Below are 23541 nucleotides of genomic sequence, written 5' to 3' on the forward strand. Positions count from 1 at the left end.
TCGGAAAATAGCGTGGCACTTTGTACCACGCTTAGTGATGTAAGCTTAATTCAGTAATTAAATTAAGCGAGGTAAAATGAAAGATAATAGCACTATATAACGTTTGTTTTTTTGTGTCAAGCACTTTTTTTTATCTACTTCAATTAGATAAGGGATTTCAGTATTAATTCTGCACTACTTGCAGTTTTTGTAATGGGTCTGCCAATGACGATATAATCGGCTCCTAAATTTATTGCTTCTCTTGGTGTTGCTGTTCTTTTTTGGTCGTCATGACCTGGATCTACACGAATTCCTGGAGTAATAATTTTAAAGTCTTCACCGCATTCTCGGCGCACTTCTTGAGCTTCTAGTGCAGAGCAGACTATTCCATGAAGTCCAATCTTTTTTGCAAGTTTTGCAAGCAAAATTACCTGTGATTTTGCCTCTCTTGCTATTCCAAGCTCACTCAAATCCTCATTGCTCATACTAGTTAGCACTGTCACTCCAATCAGCTTTATTTTTGTGCCTTGCAACACACTTAGCGCTTCTTCAAGCATTTTTGTTCCACCACTGATGTGCAGAGTTAACATTTCAATGCTCAGAACTTTTATTACTTCAACCGTTTTAGCTACAGTACTCGGAATATCGTACAATTTCAGGTCTAAAAAAATTGGTACATTGCATTTTGCAACTTCTTGCACTCCAGAAAGACCTTGAGCAGCAAAAAATTCTAATCCCAGCTTTACCATGCCAACTTTACCACGCAGAGTATTAGCTAGAGAAATAGCCTTATTTAAGTCTTGTGTATCCAGTGCACATATTATTGGGTTCATTATCTTGTACAATTTTTTTTTATAATAAGACTAATTGTTGTATTGTCAAGTTCTTGCACTCTGATTGGATTGACTGTATTCATTACATACTTCCTTTAATAGAGATGAAGGTTTGGTCGGAGTGGATGAGCGACTGTTATATCCAGAATCTTCCTCGGACTTATATCCAGGATCTCCTGCATGTAAAGGAACAGATGTTTCACCTGGCAATGATGCATATATAAGATCTCCTAGTGAAGAAGCAGGCGTTTCGTTTCGCAAATCTTGTATAACTTCTTCTAACATAAACCTTATTACTGGAATCTCCTGTAATATTACTGCCTTATCATCATCTTTGATCACTTTACTTCTTTTTATTGATCCTTCTAACTTGCGTATCATATATTCTTTCATATTTTCTATATAAGACACTTTTTCTTCTCTCTCTCAACAAATCTTCTTCAAGTTGTTCTATTTGAGTGTCTTGCTTCAAAAGTAAATTTTTTAAACCTTTTACCTCATTGTTACAATCTTTTCTTATTCCGTCTAACTTAAAAGACTGATTTTCAATTAAACCATTTGCTTCATATAACTCTGCGAATTTCTTTTTTAATTCTTGAAATAAGTTTTTATTTTTCTGATTAATTTCTTTAAATCTACATTGTAATTCATCTAATTCTGCATAAAGTTCTTCTTGTCTTTTATACAATTCTTCTTTTTTATTATATAATATATGTTTTTCTTTACATAGTTTATTTATTTCCTCATCTAATTTCTCTTTTTCTTTAGATAATTTTTCTACTTCCTCATTCAATTTTTTATTTTCTAATTCTTTGCGTTGATCATTGTCTATTTTCTCTTTCAATTCTGTTATACGTTCTTCTTTTTCTTGTAAATGTTCACACAAACACGTGATTTCATAAAGTAATTCTTCTTCTTGCTTACCAAGCTTATCTATTTCCTCTTTTGTTTTGCCCAATTCATTGTCTATTTCAAACGTACGATTCTTTGCTGTTTCTAATCTTTTCTCTAAAGATTTTTTTTCTTCAAGAAGAGATTCTCTCTCAACTTCTGATACCAATTCCCATTACACGGCAAACAGATGGACAACAATGGAAGAAAAGCCATAATGAAGTAAGTAAAATAGTTGAGGTATAAATGGCACTAAGATCAAAATTATTGGATGAAGAAGTAGTAAAATCAGCAAAAAAAATGCTGAAGAAAGTAAGGAACAATGCATATGTTGCAAAAAAACTAAATGCTGTAATTGCAGCAAAAAAGCATAGTATAACGGCTGTAGCAAAAATATATTGCATTTCAAGAAGCGCACTAACTTCGTGGATAAAACTCTTGAAATTAGGCAGAGAAGAAAAATTGTTTGCTCCTCCACAACGGCGTAGAAAAACTAAATTAAATCATGCTCAACTACAGCAAGTTGAAGCATGGATAGAAAAAAACCCTAATATTACCATTAAAGAAATGAGAATAAGAATCCAGGAAAAGTTCGGCTTAAATATTAGCAAATCTACAGTACACCGCTATATGCAAAAGATGAAATTCTCTTATATTACACCAAGACCAGTACACAATGTACAAGATAAAAGAAAACAAGAGGAATTCAAAAAAAAATCTCAACGAAGTTATTGGCAAGTATCCTGAAAAAGAGCTGTTTTTCTTCGATGAATCGCGGTTTGGCACACATTCAAAAGTTGGACACGGGTGGTTTAAAAAAGGCACTAGGACTCGGGTTAAAATAAAATTAGGTAGGCATAATTTTTATCTTTACAGTGCAGTTAACCCTGAAAATGGAGAAAGTTCCAGTTTGCTTGCACCAAACGTTAATACTGATTGCATGAATGTATTTCTTGAGCAAATGTCGCAATATCTGGGGACACGAAAGGCTTTTCTCGTTATGGACTGTGCTAGTTGGCATAAGTCAAAAAATTTAAAGGTACCTAAAAATATTGAGATTATATACCTACCTCCATATTCACCTGACTGTCGAGAGGCTTTGGTTGTATGTAAAACAGAACATTTTGCGCAATAAAATATACGATACTATTGCTTTGCTTGAGAGTGCTTTGTGTAAATTTATTACTTCTCTTACCTGCTCCACAATTAAACAACTCTGCTATGTATCCTATTTGACTGCACAACAATGAGAATTGGTATGACTCATTTACTTTCTGAGCCAATTTTTTTACTCTCTTGTCTAAATTTTGCTTTTCTCGAGTTAATTCATGTTTTAATTTTTCCACTTCTTTGTTTGCAGCTTTTTCAGCTTCCTTTCCTAGGCTCTGTGGACAAAAAATATGAAGAGGGAGAAAAAAAGTGGTAGTTTAACCAAATGAACATAAAAATGGAGAAACTACCGAATGGAATATTATATAAAAGAAAGAAATTGGAAACAAATTTTAGAATTCATAAAAGGCATAAAAGGAATGCATAGTAAAGACGAAAAACGTTTAAGAATATTCATAGAAGCAGTGTGGTATATGGCGCGAAGTGGTTGCCAATGGCGACTTTTGCCGAAAATCTATGGCAATTACAGAAGTATACACAAACGATTTAAGAGATGGTGCGAAAGGGGTATTTGGAAAAATTTATTGGAGTACACAAAACAAGAGCCAGATTTAGAAGCCGTCATAATCGACGGTACGATCATTAGAGCCCATCCATGTTCGGCTGGATATACAAAAGATTCGAAGGATCAAGAGGCTTTAGGGCGAAGTAAAGGTGGCTTTACGACTAAAATTCATGCACTTGTTGATGCATTGGGAAATCCTTTAAAATTTATACTTACTCCTGGCCAGAGGAATGAAATTACACAAGCTGAAGTATTAACAAAAAATGTCTATAACTCCATTGTAGTAGCTGATAAGGGTTATGACAGCAATGCTTTTGTGGTCAGCCTTGAAAACAGGAAATGTGAAATCGTAATTCCATCAAAAAGGAATCGAAAAGTGCAAAGATACTATGATGAGCATATTTATAAAGAACGTCATTTGATTGAGTGCTTTTTCGGTAAAATTAAAAATTTTAGGCGCATTTTTTCCAGATTTGACAAGACCGCAGAGGTTTACATGGGATTTCTAAATTTTGTTGGAGCTCTCATATGGCTTCTCTAAAATTTTGTCCACAGAGCCTAGAGTTATTTTATTTTCTAACTCTTGCTCTTTTTGAGCGAATTTATTTCTCTCAATCTCTATTTTCTTATTATTACGAATTATTTTATATAAAAGTGCAAGCACCAAAACAGATAATGCAGCTAAAGCGAGAGTTAGAGGAAGAGGCACATTAGAAGTTACAGTAAGCGCTAAAGATGTAAGTAACGTAAGAGTAGCTAAGGAACTAGCTATAAAATAAAATGTGTTAGCCTCACTAAGCAAATTGCTCATTACTCCCCTCCTCCCCCCACGTTCAGCAGTCTTGTATATATTTATTAAAATTCTCTTATCTGTGATAGTGCTGCACCTACAACAAACTTCCCATTTTCAGTCTGCTAGCTAAAAATGGCTAAGGTCTTATGTATCGAGTGTATAACTGTACTCAAAATGTGTGGTAGCTATTGGTTCGGGTAGAACATCCACTGAAATATCCGGAATCACATGAAGCATCATTCAGCTCTTTATATGGCGGTCTTATTGGAGTGGGTATATAAGGTGGTTTTGGTTTCGGGAACTGTTTATTAACAGACTCATTTTCACCTATTCCTTCAAGTTCTGATAAATGTTCACTGCTTAGATCCTTTATCATTTCCAGTGAATTAGCTGCTTCTTGTACTGCATTTCCTTGTAATAAATCTTGTTCCAGCGTGTTTAGCAGTTCCTCTGCATTGTTAAGACGTTCGTTGTGCTTCTCTTCCGTTTTTAGAGATTTATCAAAAAGAGCTTTATCAATATTAGAATTTTCAGATGAACGCTTTTCGTTTTGTTTATGTAAATCAACATTTTTACTTGTCATATTGTGGTATGCCTTCAGACGTTCTATTTCTTTTTCTATCTCTTCATTTTTATTTTCATCTCCGCCTTTCCCTTCTGATTCATCATATAGTTCTTCTTGTTGGTCCTCTAACCACCCTATTTTCTCGTTTAGCCTTTCAACTTCACTTTCTAAATTCTGCTTCTCTTGAGCCAGTTCATTCAATTGATTCTGTAATACTTTCACTTGTTCATTTACAGCTTCTTTAGCTTTTTCTCCCAGAGCTATTTTACTTTCTAACTCTTGTACCTTACTCTCTGATTGTTGTTTTACGCTTTCTAACTCTTGCTCTTTTTCAGCAAATTTATTTTTCTCAACCTCTATTTTCTTAATCATCTTGCATGAAAGTGCGAGTATCAAAGTAGATAGTATAGATAAACTCAAGGCAACAGGAAGAGCTACATTAAAGGCTGCAATTGGAGATAAGAATGCAATATAAGGAGCAACAGCAAGTGTCCCAGGCAAGCAATACCAAAGTAGCAAAGGCACCAGCTATAAGATAAGGTGCATTGGCTTTATTATATAAATCCCTCATTATTCCCTCACACTAATAATGATTATAATAGCATGGATATTAAAGGAAGTAAAGCTATAAAAATCAGTATAAATCTATATTCACTATGTATTTTCTGTCTTCAGTTTCAAGCTCAGACTGCATCCACTCTATCGTTTCCGCATTGCAAACTGCCTGCAAATCATTCTGTGCGGATTGATTCAATTTATCCTCTCGTAGATCTGCTTTTATCATCAACTTTTTTATCAGATGCTTAACTGATACATTATTATCTGCCTTTATCTTTCTGATAATGTTTAATATCTGAATAACATTATCTCCCATTTCCTCTGAATATTTATCGTAGATAAGTTCTTCTTTGCTCGGCCAATTGCTTTGATTGTGTACAGAATTATAACTATACAACTGGTGGTATATCTCTTCTGTAATGTATGGCAAAAAAGGTGCAAATAACCGCAAAATAATATTCAGTACATATGCCAAGCTTTGTTTTGCACTTAAACTGCTTCCGTACGCACGTTTTTTTACTAACTCCAAGTAACTATCACAAAAATCCTTCCAAAAAAATTCTTCTACTGCACTCAAAGCTTCGCAGTATTCAAACTGTAATAGGTTATTCGTTGCTCTTTCTATAACTTTGTATAACTTAGACAATATCCACTTATCCACTGTCTCGTGAGCAGAATTTATGCTCATTACTTGATGCTTTTCCATGAACATGGAAACGAACTTGCTAGCGTTCCAAAGTTTTGTAACGAGGCGCTTGCCAATTTTGAATATATTTTCAGAGTAGACTGTATCAACTCCAAGCCTTGAGTTCGCTGCCCAATAGCGCACTACATCAGCTCCATAAGTTTCAAGTATTACATGAGGAGTGATGATGTTACCCTTTGATTTACTCATCTTTTTCTTATCATCTGCTAAACACCAACCGCTGATCATAATGTTTTTCCAAGGTAAAGAATCTGCATGATAATGTGCCTTTAAAATAGTATAAAAAGCCCAAGTTCTTATTATCTCATGGCTCTGGCTGCGCAGATCTGCAGGAAATATCGTATTATAGCGATGATTTGGTAAGCTAAACTCACTATTTACTGCCAGTGCACTTAGTTGAGGAGTAATTGAACTTGTGGCCCAGGTATCCATTACATCTTGATCTGGAATAACCTCTTCTTTGCTATACCCTTTTGGCAAATCTTTGAATGGATCTATAGGCAGGTTCTTTACTTCAGCTAGAATAATTTTACCTTCTTCACCCTTACGTTTGGAATACCACGCTGGAAATGGCACACCAAAATAGCGCTGTCTTGAGATGCACCAGTCCCAATTTAGCCCTTCTATCCACACTTCCATACGTTTACGCATATTGCTTGGATGCCAATTGCATTCTTTTACTTTATCTAATACTTGAGCTTTTTGCTCTAAGGTCTTGATAAACCATTGATAAGTAGGCAATATCTCAAGTGGTGCACCAGATCTTTCTGCGCACTTAACAGAATGAGAAATGTTAGTGCTTTCTATCAAAAGTCCTCTTTGAGTTAGGATTTCGATTATCCGCTTTCTTGCTGCTGTAACTTTCAATCCATTTATTTCATTTAGTATATCGTCTGTCATCCGAGTAGCTGACACTGGGATCCATTCTTCTTTTTTCTGACCATACGCTGACATGATATCTTCCTCTGTCATCGCTGGCATTGGCTCTTTTTCCTGGATTCCAGTGTCAAGCACTGGAATGACATCATAAAGGCTTATTCTCCCATCCTGATCGATGATAATTTTCATCGGCAGATTATGCTTTTGCTGCCAATATATGTCAAGCTCATCACCGAATGTACAACACATAACAAGCCCAGTGCCTTTATCTACTTTAACCTTATCATCAGCTATTATTGGAACTTTTTCCTTTATTATTGGCACTATGGCTGTTTTTCCGATCAGATGAGTGTAGCGCGCATCCTCTGGGTGGCAGAAAACCGCAACACATGCGGGAAGTAACTCAGGACGCGTAGTTGCAATGTTGATCTGCTCATTTTCTTCAGTAGAGAAAACTATCGTATTTAAGGATGACTCAAAAACTTTATCTTCTATTTCTGCTTGCGCAATTGCGGTTTTATCAACCGGATCCCAAAGAATAGGTTGCATTTTTCTATATGCATACCCTTTATTATATAGATCAATAAACGACATCTGTGAAAGCGTCACAGTTTCCTTGCTGATCGTGTGATATTCCAAATCCCAGTCATAACTAATGCCGACCGATTTAAATAGTTCCTTAAATTCTTGCTTTGATTTTTCAATAACTTCATGGCACATCTCTATAAATTTTTCCCTGCCAACTTCTTTTGCGCGGGTTTTATAGGTTTGCTCAACCAATCTTTCAGTGGGAAGCCCATTATCATCAAACCCAATTGGATAAAACACATCTTTTCCCAGCATGCGCTGAAACCTTGCAATAAAGTCCGTATGGCAATAGCTAAATATATGGCCAATATGGAGTTTTCCCGATATTGTCGGTGGAGGCGTGTCTATAGTGAAAGTGTTATCCTTTTTACCATTCCATTTATAAACTTTACTACCTTCCCATAATATGTTGTATTTCTTCTCGATTTCTTTAAAGCCGTATTTTTCTTTTAACATAAATATTTCTCAATTTTAAACCATAGCTAACTATATATTAACTAAGTTTCCTGGATCCCAGTGTCAAGCACTGGGATGACACCCTACCATAACGCCTAAAACCATGTCATTCCAGCGCGTGACGCTGGAATCCCACTTATTGCTTTAGCTATAGCACAATTAAGTAAATACGGCTACGCCAAAATTTTACGAGCATAACACACTATGGAAAATATTACTTGACGTTAAGTTTTAAAGGCATCATACTGCCTAAATATTATTTATATTGAGGTTTAATATGCCATCTATCAACGGTCAAATAAAAACTACTGATTCGGGCTTAGGGCTTGTTCTAGAAAATCAGCATATAATCGAATTGGAACAAAATATAACCAATACAACGGAACAAAAGTTTGATAAGTTTTTTTCACATAATAACAAACAGTACCATATTCAGTTTGATTTGAAAAAGAAAGAAAAGGAAGAAGGTGATAATTTTGTCATTCCTATAAATTTACTTCAAAGAGAGGGTGAAAAAGAGCTGTATGACATAAACATGAAAAATGCATTTAGTTTGAAGAGTAGTAAAAAAGGAATTTCAGTAGAGCTTCATTCCTTCCAAAAAGATAAGGAAGCATCAGCAAATAGAACGCCTCCACGGTCGGTAAGTTCTTCACCAAAAAATGTTTCACCAAGAAATTCTTTATCAGGAAGTTCTTCATCTTTAGAATTAAATAAAACTTCTACGGAAAACAATGCTAAAGTTGAAGAGTTAGAGCAGGAAAACACAAACTTACAAACTAAATTGACTCAAGCTGAGCAGGAAAAAGCAGACTTACAAACTAAATTCGATGCAGCCGAGAAGGAAAAAACAGAATTACAACAGCAACTAGACAATTTAACAAAAGATGATACTGCAATTGAGGATTTATTTGCAGACGGTTCAATAAAGACAGAGATAGAAGGTCTAATTGGATCCACAAGTCAAGAGTTAGAAGGCAAAATTAAGGACTTATGTGATGGCAAATTAAGGAGTAAATTAAAGGAAATGTTTTATGAACGGTTTCAGAAAGAACTAATACAATTTATAAAGGGTGGTAAAAGTACAGGTGAAATTGAGAAGTATATTAAGGAAGCGTTAAAACATTTCAATAATGAAAGTAAAATTGCGGACTTACAGCAACAGTTAAAAGCTAAAGATGAGGAAATAACAGCATTAAAAGCTCAACCAGATGATGCTGTTACGAAGTTAGAGGGTGAAAAAACAACACTAACAAATAAAATAAAAGATTTAGAAGCACAGTTAAACAACCAAATGCTGCTCAGTTAAAAGATAAAGAGGATAAGATAAAAGAATTAGAAGCTAAAATAAACCAACCAAATACTGAAGTTGAAAGCCTAAAGAAAGACTTACAAGCTCGAAATGATCGAGTTCAGCAATTAGAGAAGGAAAATAAAGAACTAGAAGCTAAAAACAAAACAACTGAGCAACCAAAACAAGGCAATGGAGCGAAGTATACCGCTACTGTTGGTATGGGTCTTGCTGCTGGACTGATAGCATTTACTGCACTTAAACGTACAGTGAGATTAGAGATGTTAGTAATGATTGGTATAGCAGTAACATCTGCACTCGTAGTTGGTGGTATTACATATGCAGTATTACCTAGTACTCAAGTAAATGGAGCGAAAACACAAGAAGTAAATGAGGATGGGAAAGGCAAGTAACAAAGGCGCTGGGATGGCATCATTATAGAGTGAACTAGTGACACCCTGACAATCGTCATCCCGCTACTTGTTAGCGCCGCGGCGGTATGACGGTTAATCATTCCGCGCGGCTCACCATGTCATTTGAGTAGCGGACACTGGAATGGCTTTGTTGCATCGCTAGTAGCGGAATGACGGTTTTTCAAATTGTCGTAAGTCAGTTTAGCTATATATGTTTAGGTTGCAAAATCCCAAAAAGCAACCACAATGAAATAAGCAAACATTTACAAATAAAATTTAGTGTACAATCAACAAACAAGGGTGTTGATATCAACCATACTCTGCAGAATCGCAATATGGTATGACTACATGCTCTTTATTGATTTGATTAACATAATCAGCAGAGAGTTTTGTTTTGCAAAAGATGTCTACAGTAACATACTGCAATTATTTGGAATTGTAGGGCTAGGTGCAATTGTAAGGCCACTTGGTGCATTCATATTTGGTCACGTTGGTGACAGGTATGGAAGGAGGATAGCATTAATAATTACTATCTTGCTAATATCGATACCATCAAGTCTCATTGCATTTATTCCAAGTCACAATCAAGTAGCTACTATATTGCTTCTTGCAATCCATATAACACAAGGAATTGCACTTGGTGGTGAACAAGGAAGTTCTGTTTATCTTATAGAGCATTTATCCAGTAGGAAAGAGAACTTAGGGATGTATTTTGGAATAATGGGTTTTGGCCGCTCCATTGGTATCTTGCTTTCTGCGGTGATAGTGATTATCTGCAAAAAAACTACTGATTTTTGTACCTGGGGTTGGAGATTGCCATTTATTTTCTCAGCTATTTTAGGATTAATTAGCGCGTATAGCATATACACATTGGGAGAAACTCCAGCATATGAAAAAAATCGAAAACAAAGAAATTTACCTGATTTGCCAATAATAGAGCTTATAAAACGCCACAAGAGAGCTCTTATACTTGCTATTTTAATATCTGTACCTGTTAATGTTGCTGTTGGATTTACCATATTTCTTCGAACTCTCGCAAAGGAAATAGCATCAGTGGATGTTTATGTAACAACATATATCAACGAAATTGTATTGATTATAACCAGTGTATTAATGCCGATATCTTCAATAGCGTTTGGAATGTTGGCTGATAAAGTTGGAAAAGAGCGCACTGCAATCTTATTTATAGCAATTACAATGGCACTGTGTTGTCCTGCGTTATCTATTGCATATTACTATAAAAATTATCTTGTGATTGCGTTGAGCGTAATGGTTCTCTCTATAATAGAAAGGGGTATAGTTCCCATAGGAATAGTTGCATCTGAACTCTTTCCTACCAATGTTAGATTTAGTGGTGTGAGCTTATCACGCAATATCTCTTATGCGTTACATGGAGGATTTACTCCTATGGTTTGTATTTGGTTGACTGTAACATTCCCTCAAATAAACTTTGCTGCTGGGCTTTATATAGTCTTCTGCTTGTTGGTCAGTGTGGTAGCAATATTGCAAATAAAGCCACAAGATAAAAAATGTGATTGGTCTTAGTTTTCTCCTATGTGATTTGATAGACCGGGAAAGGGTTTCATCTAAGTAGCTGACACCCTGACAACCGTCATCCCGCTGCTTGTTAGCGGGATCTAGAGATACCGTGACGGTATGACGTAGGACTGCTGTCATTCCAGTCTGGAATCCAGAGAAAAGGATGATGTCATCCCAGTGTCCCTGTAATGTCATTCCAGTGCTTGACACTGGAATCCAGCCTTTATTATGCAGCCACTTGGTTAAAATTAAGTCTTCTGGATCCCAGTGTCTGGGCACTGGGATGACAAAGGAGGGCAGTGTCAGCTACTTGGATGACACCCTGCTGGTGGACAATGTTTGTATAGTTGTGCGTCACGCGCTGGAATGACGAATTACTTAACCGCCATACCGTCACGGTATCTCCTAGCATAGATCCCGCTAACACATAGCGGGATGACGATTTTGTATCGGAAAACAAGTAGCATGACGATTTATCAAATGTTCCTTAGTTTCCCAAAAAAATCCTTTAACAAAAAAGAGCATTCTGTTTCTAATATTCCACCATAAACTTCAGGTATATGGCTGCAAAATTGAAATATCTTAGCACCATTTTCAATTCCTCCACCTTTTGGATTATAAGCTCCAAAGTACAATCGTTTAATCCTGGCAAAGGAAATAGCTTGAGCACACATCGGACATGGTTCTAATGTTACGTATATGTCAGAATCATAAAGCGTTGAAGTTGAGAGCAACTCACATGCCTGCTTGATCGCTAACATCTCTGCATGTGCAGTTGGATCGTTGGATATGTTGTGTGCAGAAGAAACGACATTGCTTCCACTAACTATTACAGCACCTATGGGAACCTCATCATCTTTCTGAGCAAGTTTGGCTTGCTCTATGGCAAGCTCCATATATTGATGCTTGAACACTTTCCTTTGCTAATCTTCTTCTTTTAAATTTTATTAACTGCTGCCTTAATAAATGATACAAAAAGAGGATGAGGAGAAAACGGCTTTGATTGAAATTCTGGATGAAACTGCACACCAATAAACCACGGATGACTCTCTAACTCCACTGCCTCTATGCACGTTCCATCTTCTGATATGCCACTGCATAGCAGCCCATTTTTTTCCAAATCATCTTTATAATCTGAATTGATTATGTATCTATGCCTGTGTCTTTCTGAAATAGTAGTGTTACTATATGCATCCATCATTTTAGAGTTTGCATTTATATTACATTTGTATGCCCCAAGTCTCATGGTTCCACCAAGATCGTCATCTTGATCGCCAGCTAACTTAACGATTGGATGTTTACAGTTACGAAATTCTTCAGAGTGTGCATCTTCAAGCTTAACAACATTACGAGCAAATTCAATAATTGCAAGCTGCATACCAAGGCAAATTCCGAAAAATGGGATATTATTTGTACGGGCATAATTTATTGCTAATATTTTACCCTCTACTCCGTCATCACCAAACCCCCCTGGAACAAGGATTGCATGAGAATTCTGTAATTTCTCTCCTATAAGTTTTTCATTTATAGGTTTTTCTTCCTTCTCTCTTGAGTTAACCCAATTTATCCTTACTTTGACTTTATTACTAATCGCACCATGATTTAGCGCTTCAACTAGTGATTTATACGCATCAGGGAATTCGGTGTATTTTCCCACTATAGATACAGTAACTTCCTGTGTTGGGTGCCTTATGGAATGCACTATTTGATCCCATTCAGTCAAGCTTGGTTTTGGCTTACTTAAATGAAAGTGCTCCAAAATTTGCGTATCAAGCCCACATTGGCTATACAACACCGGTAACTCATATATATGACTCACATCAGGGGCAGGTATCACATTGGATAAAGAAACATTGCAAAGCTTAGCTATTTTCTCTCTTTGATTATCGAAAATTTCTTTCTCACTGCGGCATAATATAATATCTGGTTGTAACCCCGCGGAATTTAACTCTCGAACTGAATGCTGCGTTGGTTTTGTCTTTAATTCTTGCGCTGCGGTAAGATATGGTATTAAAGTTAAGTGAATCAGGATAACTCTTTGTTTTCCTAATGTGTAGTTAACTTGGCGTATAGCCTCCAAAAATGGTTGGCTTTCAATGTCACCTACAGTTCCGCCTATTTCACATATTACAAAATCTAAACCTTCCGTACCATTAAAAATGAACGATTTGATCAAATCTGTCACATGAGGAATGACTTGCACAGTTTTGCCCAGATAATCACCACGCCTCTCTTTCTTCAATAACTCATGATATATCTTACCAGTTGTTATATTGTCATCTTTTGTTGCTTTAATTCCAGTAAAACGCTCATAATGCCCAAGATCCAAATCAGTTTCAGCACCATCTTCGGTAACAAATACCTCTCCGTGCTGAGTTGGGTTCATTGTCCCAGGATCAATGTTGAGATACGGGTCAAGTTTTCTGATACGGATCTTAAAACCGTGAGCTTGAAGAAGCGCACCAACACTTGAAGCAACTAAGCCTTTACCAAGCGACGATACAACTCCACCTGTGACAAAGATAAATTTAGCTTCCTTCATTAATTTTCAAATGGAACAGAAGTAGATTCACTTTCTTGCTTTTTTTCTAATATAATTTTTTCTGCGATCGATTTTTTATGTACGTCTTTTGAACATAATCCTGACAATAGCAATGTGTTTATAATAAACAATCCAGCAACAATAGCCGTTATTCTGCTGAGCGGGTTTTCAGAAGATTTCACCGGAATCATCGAATTGACCCCCTGTTGTGTATTACTAAAACCACTTAACGAACTACTTCCAGGCGGCTGCAAGAGCACTAAAATTACTAACACAACAACCAATATTATTTGAAATATACTTAATACCGCTACTGACATTATAGATAGGGCTGAAAATAAAAATCTTAGCAGTACAAAGCACGTAAGTCAAGAACATCTGTCACCCAAGTAGCTTGAAATCTAAGTATGTATTTACTGCCTACCTTATTTTGATTAACATATGCATAAGACTTTGGGCTTAATATGTATCACATTTTAAAATACAAAAATTATGAACCAAAAATAGACGAAAGTGCTTTCATCGCAGGTGGTTCGCATATCATAGGCAAGGTTGAAATAGGAAGAGATGCAAGCATCTGGTTTAATTGTGTGGTCAGAGGGGACGTTGGATCAATAAAAATAGGTGATGGAACAAATATTCAAGATGGAACGGTAATTCATGTGGATAGAAACCCAGGTGGTGACACAATTATTGGCAGTATGGTAACAGTGGGACATTTTTGTATGTTGCACGCATGCACGGTGCATGATAAAGCGTTTATTGGTATGGGCTCTACCGTGATGGACCATGCAGTTGTGGAGCCTGAAGCTATGGTAGCTGCTGGCTCACTGGTAACACACGGAAAAGTGATAAAAAGTGGGGAAATATGGGCTGGCAGGCCAGCAAAATTCTTCAAAAAAATGTCAAATGAAGAAATTAAACATATTACACAATCAGCACAAAATTATATTATGTTAATGAAGGAATACAAAAACTGAAGTTCGCGTGAGGCTAATTTATACTACCAACCCTATTGAGGAACTGCATAGACAGATTAGAAAATTCACTAAAACTAAGGGCTCATTTACTGTATCTGTTCAGATGCATGGCTAATGTACAAATATTGAAACAAAAATTCCAGTGCCCCTGTGATGTCATTCCAGTCTGGAATCCAGCTTTTGATCGAAAATGTTGTATAGTACACAATCAAATTTTCTGGATCCCAGTGTCTGGGCACTGGGATGACACCCTTTTGGATGGAAACCAGTGTCACGCACTGAAATGACACCCATTTCTTCCTATAGTTGTCTTTTCTCGTCTACCTTATTTTGCCACTCTGCTGAACAGATACCCCTTATTGCCTGTTTTTACAATTTTGAATTGATTCCTTAGGTTATGCAAGAGGTCTATTGAGCAAATCCAATAATATCCTTGATTTCTTTTATATTATGGGTTGCAATTTCTGCTGCTTTCTTTGTACCTTTTTTTAATATTTCATGTAAATGGAATTGGTCTTTTAAAAGATCATTCATCCTCTCACGTATGGGTGATATAACACTGATAATTAAATCAGCTAACTCTTTTTTGAAGTGCTTCATATCATGTTTGTTCACTTCTTCACATGCTTTTTCCACATTTACATTACTAAGCACTGAATAAATGTTTATCAAATTGCTTATTTCTGGGCGGCACTCTAAAGTAGCAAAGCCTAGAATTGAATCTGTTTTTGCTTTTTCTATTTTTTTGACAATTAAGTCATCCGTATCATCAAGGTTAATGCACGAATGTTCTGAAGGGTCAGATTTACTCATCTTGCTTGTACCATCTCTTAAGCTCATTATTCTTGATGTGCAATCCAAAGTTAAGATTTCAGGTACGATGAAATAATCCAGTTTATAATGATTGTTAAAAGCTGATGCAATATCACGTGCAAGCTCCAAATGCTGTTTTTGATCATCACCAACAGGAACGTATTTAGTTTGATACAACAATATATCTGCAGCCATAAGTACTGGATAACTATATAATCCAAGAGAGGCTTTTTGCTTATCATTGCTAGCCTTGTCTTTAAATTGAGTCATGCGACTGAGCCAACCAATTGGCGTGTAGCACCCAAGTAGCCAACAGAGCTCTGCATGCCCACTAACTGTAGACTGATTAAAAATAATGGACTTTTCTGGATCTATTCCACATGCAATATAAGCCGCCGCTGTTTTGAAAATATTACTTTTTAATTCACTTGCGGGAAGCTTATTTGCTGTGATTGCATGTAGGTCGACAATACAAAAAAGAGATTTGTATTTATCCTGTAAGTCTATCCACTGTTTGATTGCACCAAGATAATTACCTAAATGTAGTACGCCACTTGGCTGGATACCTGAAAAGACAATACTTGTCATTATACATTTACCTCATGCTAATCACTTCCACAATCAGCAGATTTCTTAGAAAGAATAACCATTGCAGGACGGAGCAACCTATTTTTGATAGTATAACCAGTTTGTAGTACCTCTACAATGGTGCCAGGCTTTTTTTCATCGTCCTCTCTTTCCACAACGGCTTGGTGTAAATTACTGTCAAAAAGCTCACCAAGTGGATCTACTTCTTCTATTCCATGTTTTTTTAGATCATTTATAATTTTTTGATAAGCTACTTTAATCCCCTCATGAACAGGATCACCGTCTTTCAAAATTTCCATTACTCTTTTTAAATTGTCGCACGAGTCGATCATATCACGTGCAAGTTTTGTGACTGCGTAGTCACTTGCATCGCTAATTTGCTTTTGCATTATACGTTTGACGTTTTCATTATCTGCAACAGCACGGCGTAAATGATCTTCAAGCTGAACTGCACGTTCTTTTAATGTATTGAGATCTTCATTTAAATCATCAGTTTGCTTATGGTTATCACTTTGTTGGTCGTCACCTTTCTGCCTACTTACCATATCAGCAAACTTCTTCTTTTTCTCTTTACTGCTATCTGACATATTATTACCCTTAAGAATCTAATAAATATATAGCAATTAATTCGAAAATATCAAGCGCCAGCTACATTCGTCTTTCTATGCTCGCATTTAAAAAGTCAATTAAAGTAGTTTTATAAAAAGAATCAGAAAAAGTACTAATATCATTTTGTGCCATATTAATGTAGTGTCTAGCTTTTTCCATAGAAAGCTGAATGGCATTATGGTGATTAATATAGTGTAATGCTTGGTCAAAATTGTGTCTAGCTGAAGAAAAGCATTTTTCCCAGAATTTTTGCTCTGCTGGACTGCCCTTTTCGTATGCTATAATAGCAGGTAAGGTGACTTTACCTTCGAAAAAGTCTTTTCCGACTTGCTTTCCAGAAGTGCCTTGATTAGCAGTATAATCGAGCATATCATCAACTATTTGAAATGCCATACCAAAATTAAAACCAAAATTCTTTAGCCTCTCTGTTTCGTCATTTGTTGCACCAGATACTGTTGATGCAGCTTCACAGCATGCAGAAAATAAAGATGCTGTCTTCTCTCCAATGATATCAAAATAATTTTCCCTGACTGTGTGGGGGTCAAAGCGTGTTGTCATCTGCTTTATTTCACCCTTCACAAGTAAATGCGATGCTTTAGATAAAATAGAGAGAATATTTAAATTTCCACACTCTATAAGCCATCTAAATGCTAGAGTCAACAATAGATCACCAACTAAAATGCTCGATTTATTTCCCCAAATTTTATTCGCTGTTTTAACTCCATGGCGTGCCTCACTTTCATCGAGCACATCATCATGAAGTAAAGTAGCATTGTGTATAAACTCTACCGATGCAGCAACGTTGATCCTATCCTCCCCAGAATAGTTTAGCATTTTACATATAATAAAAACTAGTTTAGGCCTTATTTTTTTTCCACCTGAACTAACAAGATGAGATATAATATCAGTAGCAAGCTTAGCACCTTCATCATTGACATTTTTGAAGATAAAGTCCTTCATAGCTGATAAATCAGAAGATACGACATCGTCTAATTTACCATTATTTGTTAAATCAGTATTTAGCATTTTAAAGAGACTTATGCCTCTTGCCCTTGTGCTTTCTCGTTCTCTACTTTCTTCTTTTCTGTTTTCTTTGGTTCTGTTTCTAAAGTTACTATGCCTTTTTTGATAAACCACAGTACTCTTTCAGTTGCCTGCGCGCCTACACTTAGCCAATGTTTTAATCTATCAGCCTTCACCACAACACGATTTTTATTGTCTTTTGGTAACATTGGATCATATTGTCCTATTTTCTCAATAAAACGCCCATCTCTTGGTGCTCGTGAATCAGCTACAACTATCCTATAAAAAGGGTGTTTCTTTGCGCCAAACCTCGCCAACCTTATTTTAACTGCCATGTTAACCTTTATTCATATATTAGCCACAATTTTATACAATGAGCCGTTTTAAGTCAAATGAATTATACAACTTTTGCACCTTATAATATAATTACCAATAATGTAGGGCAGTGCCGGGCGCACAGCTATACGAACATTCATTTTTGAAGACAGCAAATGGTGTCATTCCAGTCTGGAATCCAGCCTTTTTTTAATCATTAAAACGTTGTATTTTAACATAAAACGGCTACTTTTATGCTTACCAACTTAATAAAATTCCTGGATCCCAGTGTCTGGGCACTGGGATGACATCCTTTCTAGTGAAGATTGCTCTCAAATCGCAATGTTCGTACAGTTGTGTGTCTGGGCACTGGATGCGTTTGAAGCAACTTATAAGATTTTTGATTATATATCATCAAGTATAGCGTGATTAACTTCGACTTTATACTTTGATTCCAGATAGCTAATTAATTGCTCTTTTAGCGATATCATCACACGTTTTCCGGTGTCAAGCATGTTTAATTTACCATTTGATGAATGCATTTCTTTTAGAACACCTATTATAATTTCATTATTGTATTGAATAGGGTCTGTCACTGAACCAGTTGTTTTCATATTGAAAATCTCTTCTACAAAAGAAAAGGGGTAGTTTTGTTCATTGCGGTGCATCTGCTGACCTTTAACTAATTCCATACCTTGAATTTCTTCCAAATCTGTTTTTTCTCTTAGTTGAACTGCAACCTCTTGCCCAATTTTAAACATTCTTTCTTTTATAAACTCACTACGCCAAAGCTCTACCACTAATGCCCTGCCTTCTTCAAAACTTTGCAATTTGGGTGGAACGATATCAATGATTTTTACACTAACAACAGCGTCCCCAACGCCCTTGAAATAACCTTTCTGATCCTTTTCTCGCGAAAAAATGAAAGAAATCAAATCACTAGAATTTCCTACGTTATTACCGCTTTGATCTTTTCCACTCGCATCTACTGGACCAATAGTTTGTATAGGTAAACTATATTCACTCAATATTTCTTCAATTGCTGAACCATTGTATATCTTATAGTTCACTTGGTTTATGAAATCATTGACTCTTTCAAAAGACTTTTGGTTAGTTAGAACTGACTTTATGTCTTTTTTTAAATCAACTAAGTCTTCATCAGAGATTTGATGCGCACTTTCCACTTTTATTATGTGCCAACCAAAACTGCTTGCTAAAACTTCACTTACTTCACCTACTTTGAGAGCAAATACCTTTTCCCTCACGTCTTCTGGTAAAAAATCCTTAGTTATATTATTTACTCTAGTTTCCTCAAGTTTTGCTTTGCCAAACTCTTCTACTATCTGTTCAAAGCTTGTTTTACCCTCCTCAAATACTCTTCTTGCTGTCTCAGCTTCTTCTTTGGTAGAAAATATTACATTGAATATATCTCTTTGATCTTTAAGTTCTTGTTGTTCTATTATACCATCAACTTCTTCATCTGAGATCTTGATTTGATCTTCAAAATACTTTTGGCCTAGGGAAATATATTGCGCAGTTCGATACTCAGGATAATAAAAATGGGATTTATTTCTTTCGTACAAATCAAGTAAGGCTTGATCATCTGGTTCAGGAATGTTTGTAACTGCATCTTCAGTTATTTTAACAATATCAACTACTCTAGTTTGGTAGCGACTTTTGTATATCTGCTCATCAATTTTCTCGCCAAAAGTTACTGGATAATTATCTTTAAATAACGAAGTCATAAACATCATTGCAGGCAGAACTTTCTCTAGCTTTGCTATATACTCTTTTTCTGTCATATGCAGGTCATTTAGCGTTTCATGGAATTTATTTTTGTCAAATTCGCCTTTATCATTTTGAAAGTATTTGGTATTTTTAATATGGTTTTTTATAGACTCTTCTCCAACTGTCAACCCCAGCTCACTAATTAGGTTAAACAATAATTTTTGCTCTATAAGTGCGTTAAGCAAATCATATTTCAGCTTTTTTACTTGTTCTCTACTCGCATCAGATCCAGAAATTTGCTTTTTATAATTTTGATATAGTGATTTATACTCATCTGACGTTATAACTTCTTTTCCAACCCTAGCTACCTCTTCTTTTTCATCATCACCTGATAAAAGGTTGCCAATTCCCATGAAGACTAATAAGCAAGCTAAAAGGACAACGGTTACTTTAGTGAAAAAATTTTTAACATTCATTTTAAACTCAGTTAATTAATGGTTAATTATAGAATAGTGATAATTTAATTCTTGTAAACCTGTTGCTTTATTAGCCAATATATATAATATTACAATATATTAACTTAAAATCTAACTCTTTTCTTAAATAGAAACATATGTTTGACTGAGTTATACTATACCTTAAGAAGGGAAAATATTTTTTTGAATCGTTTAAAATATGCTTAAACGTAAGCGCATTTAATTAACTTAAGAGGTGGAAAGTGACGAACAAAAAGTCATTGAATGACAAAATTAATGACAAAATTAATGCTTTTTTAGTTTTAATAGCTTATATTTTAGTTCTGTATAACAGTAAGGGATACTTTAAATGGGAGATGCTTTTTTAATGTCAATGGAATCTTCTAAGGGCAATAACGATAGAAATAAACAGTTTCTAATGCAAATAGCTGCTTGGTTAGTAGACAACACTGGTTTAACTTTTAATCAAATAGCACAATGCTGTAGGTTGGCCCTTGAAGAAGTACAAGACATAGCTGATGAGGAAATAGAAGTTGAAAAATATAACCCTATTATTTCTGGGGTAATTACTGAAAAAGAAATCGATGATTGCAAAAAAAATTCAAACCGTGTACCAAATTTGATTATAAAAAATATAAAGAAAAGGAGTAAAGCGATTGGTAGCATTCTTGGCTTTGCTTCTACGGCAAGGCGTAGAGATAAACCTGATGCGATTTATTATTTAGTAAAAAAATTTCCTATCTTGGATAATAACGTTATAGCTAAATTAATTAGTACAACAAATTACACAGTTGAGCAGGTAAGAGATGGATCTCATCATAACATGCAAAATATAAAACCCCAAGATCCTGTACTACTTGGCTTATGTAGTCAAGAAAATTTAGAAGCAGAAGTGGAAAAAGCAAAAGTAGAAGAAGAGAAGCAAGAAAGGTTAAAAAATATAAAGAATAGCTATTGAAAATCCTCAAATTTTTGTACTTTATTAACATTAAATTAACTTGACTTGCTAGTATTTATGAGTATAATGTAAGTAAAGTACGGGGTTTAATGATAATTAAGCTTAATACGCACTAAAACTAGCTCAGCCTAATTTATTATCTTATAGTCACATTTTAGGTTAGTAAGCATCAATTAAAATTTTTGGAGGATTATGACAACAATCAATGAAGATGTTTTGGCAAAAGGAAAGGTTACAGCTCAACCTGAAAAAAGTGAGCAAATTCACAATAACGATACAGTAAAACAGATGGTCAATGAAGGTGCTGAGAAAAACAGAAAAACATTAGATCTGAGCGAATTAAAAGAGAAAACAGCAGAAGAATTGTTAGAGTTAGCTGAAGAAAGAAAAATTTCAACTAACGGCAAAAGCAATGGTAGAATGCTAAAGCAGGAAATGATATTCAGTTTAATGAAGAAAATGAGCGAAGAAGGAGGCATAACCACAGGGAGTGGAATAGTGGAAATATTGCCTGATGGTTTCGGTTTCTTACGCTCAGCAAGTGCAAATTATGCTCCAAGTACCGATGATGTCTATATTTCTAATGGGCAAATAAAGAAGTTTAATTTACGTACAGGAGATATGGCATGTGGAGAAATAAGGCCACCTGGTGATAAAGAAAGATATTTTACTTTAACTAAGGTTCAAAGTATAAACTCTACTGAAGTCAGTGAATTAAGAAAGTACGTCCATTTTGATAATTTGCTTCCTCTTTATCCTGAGGAAAGCATAGTACTTGAGTGTAATAGTGGTGATGATAAAAAAGGCTTAAGCATGCGTGCTATAGATATAGTAGCTCCTCTTGGAAAAGGGCAAAGAGCGTTAGTAGTTGCTCCACCTCGCACAGGAAAAACTGTATTGCTTCAGCAAATGGCTAACTCTATAGCTATAAATCACCCTGAAATAGAATTAATAGTGTTACTTATAGATGAAAGGCCTGAAGAAGTAACAGATATGATACGTTCTGTAAAAGGTGAGGTAGTAAGTTCTACGTTTGATGAGCCTGCTTACCGTCACGTACAGCTTGCTGAAATAGTAATAGAGAAAGCTAAAAGAATGGTTGAGCATAAAAAAGATGTGGTAATTCTACTTGACAATATTACTAGACTTGCACGTGCTTATAATGCTGTTATTCCTTCGTCTGGAAAAGTTCTAACTGGTGGTGTAGATTCAAACGCACTGCAGAGACCAAAACGCTTTTTTGGAGCAGCTCGTAATATTGAGAATGGGGGTTCTTTAACTATAATCGCCACAGCTCTTATAGAGACTGGCTCAAAAATGGATGAAGTTATTTTTGAAGAGTTTAAAGGTACAGGAAATGCTGAGATCATACTTGATAGAAAACTTTCTGATAAACGTATATTTCCAGCTATTGATATTACAAAATCCGGAACAAGGAAGGAAGAGCTATTAGTTGATAAGGCTATACTAAATAAAATATGGGTGTTGCGTAGAATACTCAATCCTATGGGACCTGTTGAAGCAATGGAATTTTTGCGTGACAAACTACTTTTAACAAAGAGCAATGCTGACTTTTTTAACTCCATGAATCACTAAAAGTAAGCCAGTTATGATGGATATGCTGAGCAAAAAGTAAAACGCTTTTATAGTTAAAATAATTGTATCCGTTCAGGCAATTGCGAACTTAGGGAGCGTTAAATAAACTATACGCATCAAGTTAAGAAGCAAAGGTAAGAAAATTCAATGAACTTAAGGTGGATACTCCAGTCTTTCTATATCTGTCTTTCACAGAAAATTGTGACCAGTTTGTGGCAAGTTTTTTCAGGAAAATTCTCAAATTATTAACTTTGCTGCTTAACACTAAAAACAAGTAACCGTTCACGGATTGTGAGAATGAATAAAGAACTAAGCAGTCGTAACTTTTGGAAGGGATTTTGGCCATTGAGACGTGATGTCAAAAATATCGACAACATTCTTCCACGAACCTTTCCCCACGTTCCAACCAGGTGAAAAAGCTGTTTTTACGATAGCCGTCTAATTTGCCGTTCTGCAAGGTTGTTGATTGACTTCAGGCTTTCGTAAAAACTTCCACACCATATCCTTGACCTTAACATCTTGTATCTGTTCAGATGCATGGCTAATGTACAAATACTGAACAAAAATTCCAGTGCTCCCTTTCTTGTCATCCCAGTGCTTGACACTGGGATGACACCATTTGTTGTGAACTCACTTTTACCCTATGGTCTTGCCGCTATCCTGAACGGATACAACATCTTAATGGCCATTCTCAAACCATTCTCGTCATTTCATGAAAAAACCCTTCTTTCGCATTAGTTGTGTAGC

Annotated in this window: 23 protein-coding genes and 4 pseudogenes; 10 read left to right on the top strand and 17 right to left on the bottom strand. The window is 35.6% G+C overall.

Annotated elements, in window-relative coordinates:
• Nucleotides 1-143 precede the first annotated feature (143 nt).
• The 3 genes from pyrF to ACWHVF_RS03250 are packed head-to-tail and all read right to left on the bottom strand — an operon-like array spanning nt 144 to nt 1872.
• Nucleotides 144-812, bottom strand: coding sequence for an orotidine-5'-phosphate decarboxylase (pyrF, locus tag ACWHVF_RS03240; RefSeq protein WP_064124864.1), 669 nt, complete (start codon nt 810-812; stop codon nt 144-146).
• 45 nt (nt 813-857) lie between these two features.
• The gene (locus ACWHVF_RS03245) at nt 858-1193 is read right to left on the bottom strand and encodes a hypothetical protein (RefSeq protein ID WP_156488170.1); all 336 of its coding nucleotides are present in this window, start codon (nt 1191-1193) and stop codon (nt 858-860) included.
• The gene (locus ACWHVF_RS03250; protein WP_064124862.1) at nt 1156-1872 is read right to left on the bottom strand and encodes a hypothetical protein; all 717 of its coding nucleotides are present in this window, start codon (nt 1870-1872) and stop codon (nt 1156-1158) included. The genes ACWHVF_RS03245 and ACWHVF_RS03250 overlap by 38 nt, the downstream gene beginning before the upstream one ends.
• A 77-nt stretch (nt 1873-1949) precedes the next feature.
• Between ACWHVF_RS03250 and ACWHVF_RS03255 the strand changes: the two are divergent.
• The 3 genes and pseudogenes from ACWHVF_RS03255 to ACWHVF_RS03265 all read left to right on the top strand — a co-directional run bounded on the left by ACWHVF_RS03255 (nt 1950) and on the right by ACWHVF_RS03265 (nt 3919).
• Nucleotides 1950-2953 (top strand): annotated as a pseudogene (locus tag ACWHVF_RS03255) (IS630 family transposase).
• A complete protein-coding gene (locus ACWHVF_RS03260) occupies nt 2950-3129 on the top strand; it encodes a hypothetical protein (protein WP_064124767.1) in 180 nt (59 codons plus the stop codon). Before ACWHVF_RS03255 ends, ACWHVF_RS03260 begins: the two are co-directional and overlap by 4 nt.
• Before the next feature lie 37 nt (nt 3130-3166).
• Complete coding sequence (locus ACWHVF_RS03265; RefSeq protein ID WP_064124816.1) at nt 3167-3919, top strand: IS5 family transposase; 753 nt, start codon at nt 3167-3169, stop codon at nt 3917-3919.
• Here ACWHVF_RS03265 and ACWHVF_RS03270 read toward each other — a convergent pair.
• The 3 genes from ACWHVF_RS03270 to ACWHVF_RS03280 all read right to left on the bottom strand — a co-directional run bounded on the left by ACWHVF_RS03270 (nt 3884) and on the right by ACWHVF_RS03280 (nt 7923).
• Nucleotides 3884-4189: a hypothetical protein gene (locus ACWHVF_RS03270; protein WP_064124815.1), complete on the bottom strand. Its 306-nt coding sequence runs from the start codon at nt 4187-4189 to the stop codon at nt 3884-3886. The genes ACWHVF_RS03265 and ACWHVF_RS03270 overlap by 36 nt on opposite strands.
• Nucleotides 4190-4340: 151 nt before the next feature.
• On the bottom strand, nt 4341-5255 hold the full coding sequence (locus tag ACWHVF_RS03275) for a hypothetical protein (protein ID WP_447933162.1): 915 nt from the start codon (nt 5253-5255) through the stop codon (nt 4341-4343).
• A gap of 115 nt (nt 5256-5370) precedes the next feature.
• Complete coding sequence (locus ACWHVF_RS03280) at nt 5371-7923, bottom strand: valine--tRNA ligase (RefSeq protein ID WP_447933163.1); 2553 nt, start codon at nt 7921-7923, stop codon at nt 5371-5373.
• A gap of 277 nt (nt 7924-8200) precedes the next feature.
• Between ACWHVF_RS03280 and ACWHVF_RS03285 the strand changes: the two genes are divergently transcribed.
• The 3 genes from ACWHVF_RS03285 (at nt 8201) to ACWHVF_RS03295 (ending at nt 11172) form a co-directional block, all read left to right on the top strand.
• Nucleotides 8201-9232 carry a hypothetical protein gene (locus ACWHVF_RS03285; protein WP_064124812.1) on the top strand — a complete coding sequence of 344 codons (1032 nt, stop codon included), beginning with the start codon at nt 8201-8203 and terminating at the stop codon, nt 9230-9232.
• 251 nt (nt 9233-9483) lie between these two features.
• Nucleotides 9484-9627 carry a hypothetical protein gene (locus tag ACWHVF_RS03290; protein WP_447933164.1) on the top strand — a complete coding sequence of 48 codons (144 nt, stop codon included), beginning with the start codon at nt 9484-9486 and terminating at the stop codon, nt 9625-9627.
• Between the two features lie 279 nt (nt 9628-9906).
• Nucleotides 9907-11172, top strand: a complete 1266-nt coding sequence (locus ACWHVF_RS03295) for an MFS transporter (protein WP_064124810.1) — start codon at nt 9907-9909, stop codon at nt 11170-11172.
• 183 nt (nt 11173-11355) lie between these two features.
• On the opposite strand, the pseudogene ACWHVF_RS03300 reads toward ACWHVF_RS03295, so the two are convergent.
• From ACWHVF_RS03300 to secG, 4 genes and pseudogenes are all read right to left on the bottom strand, one after another.
• Nucleotides 11356-11466 (bottom strand): annotated as a pseudogene (locus tag ACWHVF_RS03300) (WPE palindromic element domain-containing protein); the annotation flags it as partial.
• Nucleotides 11467-11642: 176 nt separating this feature from the next.
• Nucleotides 11643-12062 (bottom strand): nucleoside deaminase, encoded by a 420-nt coding sequence (locus ACWHVF_RS03305; protein ID WP_447933165.1) that lies wholly within the window; start codon nt 12060-12062, stop codon nt 11643-11645.
• A gap of 41 nt (nt 12063-12103) precedes the next feature.
• The gene (locus ACWHVF_RS03310; protein WP_064124808.1) at nt 12104-13708 is read right to left on the bottom strand and encodes a CTP synthase; all 1605 of its coding nucleotides are present in this window, start codon (nt 13706-13708) and stop codon (nt 12104-12106) included.
• Entirely contained in the window at nt 13708-14028 is a 321-nt protein-coding gene (gene secG / locus ACWHVF_RS03315; protein ID WP_007548880.1) for a preprotein translocase subunit SecG, read from the bottom strand. Before secG ends, ACWHVF_RS03310 begins: the two co-directional genes overlap by 1 nt.
• A 144-nt stretch (nt 14029-14172) precedes the next feature.
• Here secG and ACWHVF_RS03320 point away from each other — a divergent pair, with 144 nt between their 5' ends.
• A complete protein-coding gene (locus ACWHVF_RS03320; protein ID WP_064124807.1) occupies nt 14173-14688 on the top strand; it encodes a gamma carbonic anhydrase family protein in 516 nt (171 codons plus the stop codon).
• Between the two features lie 86 nt (nt 14689-14774).
• Here ACWHVF_RS03320 and ACWHVF_RS03325 read toward each other — a convergent pair whose 3' ends face one another.
• The 6 genes and pseudogenes from ACWHVF_RS03325 to ACWHVF_RS03350 form a co-directional block, all read right to left on the bottom strand.
• The gene (locus tag ACWHVF_RS03325) at nt 14775-14963 is read right to left on the bottom strand and encodes a WPE palindromic element domain-containing protein (protein ID WP_447933166.1); all 189 of its coding nucleotides are present in this window, start codon (nt 14961-14963) and stop codon (nt 14775-14777) included.
• A 133-nt stretch (nt 14964-15096) separates the two neighbouring features.
• Nucleotides 15097-16089 (bottom strand): tryptophan--tRNA ligase, encoded by a 993-nt coding sequence (gene trpS, locus ACWHVF_RS03330; protein WP_064124719.1) that lies wholly within the window; start codon nt 16087-16089, stop codon nt 15097-15099.
• Nucleotides 16090-16106: 17 nt separating this feature from the next.
• Entirely contained in the window at nt 16107-16676 is a 570-nt protein-coding gene (locus ACWHVF_RS03335; protein ID WP_064124720.1) for a nucleotide exchange factor GrpE, read from the bottom strand.
• Nucleotides 16677-16737: 61 nt separating this feature from the next.
• Nucleotides 16738-17724 carry a polyprenyl synthetase family protein gene (locus tag ACWHVF_RS03340; RefSeq protein ID WP_064124721.1) on the bottom strand — a complete coding sequence of 329 codons (987 nt, stop codon included), beginning with the start codon at nt 17722-17724 and terminating at the stop codon, nt 16738-16740.
• An 11-nt stretch (nt 17725-17735) separates the two neighbouring features.
• On the bottom strand, nt 17736-18056 hold the full coding sequence (gene rpsP / locus ACWHVF_RS03345; protein ID WP_064124722.1) for a 30S ribosomal protein S16: 321 nt from the start codon (nt 18054-18056) through the stop codon (nt 17736-17738).
• A gap of 384 nt (nt 18057-18440) precedes the next feature.
• Nucleotides 18441-20243 (bottom strand): annotated as a pseudogene (locus ACWHVF_RS03350) (SurA N-terminal domain-containing protein); the annotation flags it as partial.
• Between the two features lie 346 nt (nt 20244-20589).
• Here ACWHVF_RS03350 and ACWHVF_RS03355 point away from each other — a divergent pair.
• Together ACWHVF_RS03355 and rho are read left to right on the top strand one after the other, a co-directional pair.
• Nucleotides 20590-21198, top strand: a complete 609-nt coding sequence (locus ACWHVF_RS03355) for a cell cycle transcriptional regulator TrcR (RefSeq protein WP_064124724.1) — start codon at nt 20590-20592, stop codon at nt 21196-21198.
• Nucleotides 21199-21390: 192 nt separating this feature from the next.
• Nucleotides 21391-22794, top strand: coding sequence for a transcription termination factor Rho (gene rho, locus ACWHVF_RS03360; RefSeq protein WP_064124725.1), 1404 nt, complete (start codon nt 21391-21393; stop codon nt 22792-22794).
• A 121-nt stretch (nt 22795-22915) separates the two neighbouring features.
• Here the strand turns inward: rho and ACWHVF_RS03365 are convergent.
• Nucleotides 22916-23068: pseudogene (locus ACWHVF_RS03365) on the bottom strand (IS4 family transposase); the annotation flags it as partial.
• 263 nt (nt 23069-23331) lie between these two features.
• Between ACWHVF_RS03365 and ACWHVF_RS03370 the strand changes: the two are divergent.
• The gene (locus ACWHVF_RS03370) at nt 23332-23532 is read left to right on the top strand and encodes a hypothetical protein (RefSeq protein ID WP_156488142.1); all 201 of its coding nucleotides are present in this window, start codon (nt 23332-23334) and stop codon (nt 23530-23532) included.
• Nucleotides 23533-23541: the final 9 nt, after the last annotated feature.

This window comes from Wolbachia endosymbiont of Dactylopius coccus, from assembly GCF_977011065.1.

What these genes read in the sequence shown, in the direction of transcription:
- pyrF (WP_064124864.1), bottom strand. Translation starts at nt 812, where the DNA reads ATGAACCCAATAATATGTGCACTGGATACACAAGACTTAAATAAGGCT.
- ACWHVF_RS03245 (WP_156488170.1), bottom strand. Translation starts at nt 1,193, where the DNA reads ATGATACGCAAGTTAGAAGGATCAATAAAAAGAAGTAAAGTGATCAAA.
- ACWHVF_RS03260 (WP_064124767.1), top strand. Translation starts at nt 2,950, where the DNA reads ATGAGAATTGGTATGACTCATTTACTTTCTGAGCCAATTTTTTTACTC.
- ACWHVF_RS03265 (WP_064124816.1), top strand. Translation starts at nt 3,167, where the DNA reads ATGGAATATTATATAAAAGAAAGAAATTGGAAACAAATTTTAGAATTC.
- ACWHVF_RS03270 (WP_064124815.1), bottom strand. Translation starts at nt 4,189, where the DNA reads ATGAGCAATTTGCTTAGTGAGGCTAACACATTTTATTTTATAGCTAGT.
- ACWHVF_RS03280 (WP_447933163.1), bottom strand. Translation starts at nt 7,923, where the DNA reads ATGTTAAAAGAAAAATACGGCTTTAAAGAAATCGAGAAGAAATACAAC.
- ACWHVF_RS03285 (WP_064124812.1), top strand. Translation starts at nt 8,201, where the DNA reads ATGCCATCTATCAACGGTCAAATAAAAACTACTGATTCGGGCTTAGGG.
- ACWHVF_RS03305 (WP_447933165.1), bottom strand. Translation starts at nt 12,062, where the DNA reads ATGGAGCTTGCCATAGAGCAAGCCAAACTTGCTCAGAAAGATGATGAG.
- ACWHVF_RS03310 (WP_064124808.1), bottom strand. Translation starts at nt 13,708, where the DNA reads ATGAAGGAAGCTAAATTTATCTTTGTCACAGGTGGAGTTGTATCGTCG.
- secG (WP_007548880.1), bottom strand. Translation starts at nt 14,028, where the DNA reads ATGTCAGTAGCGGTATTAAGTATATTTCAAATAATATTGGTTGTTGTG.
- ACWHVF_RS03320 (WP_064124807.1), top strand. Translation starts at nt 14,173, where the DNA reads ATGTATCACATTTTAAAATACAAAAATTATGAACCAAAAATAGACGAA.
- trpS (WP_064124719.1), bottom strand. Translation starts at nt 16,089, where the DNA reads ATGACAAGTATTGTCTTTTCAGGTATCCAGCCAAGTGGCGTACTACAT.
- ACWHVF_RS03335 (WP_064124720.1), bottom strand. Translation starts at nt 16,676, where the DNA reads ATGTCAGATAGCAGTAAAGAGAAAAAGAAGAAGTTTGCTGATATGGTA.
- ACWHVF_RS03340 (WP_064124721.1), bottom strand. Translation starts at nt 17,724, where the DNA reads ATGCTAAATACTGATTTAACAAATAATGGTAAATTAGACGATGTCGTA.
- rpsP (WP_064124722.1), bottom strand. Translation starts at nt 18,056, where the DNA reads ATGGCAGTTAAAATAAGGTTGGCGAGGTTTGGCGCAAAGAAACACCCT.
- ACWHVF_RS03355 (WP_064124724.1), top strand. Translation starts at nt 20,590, where the DNA reads ATGGGAGATGCTTTTTTAATGTCAATGGAATCTTCTAAGGGCAATAAC.
- rho (WP_064124725.1), top strand. Translation starts at nt 21,391, where the DNA reads ATGACAACAATCAATGAAGATGTTTTGGCAAAAGGAAAGGTTACAGCT.
- ACWHVF_RS03370 (WP_156488142.1), top strand. Translation starts at nt 23,332, where the DNA reads ATGGCTAATGTACAAATACTGAACAAAAATTCCAGTGCTCCCTTTCTT.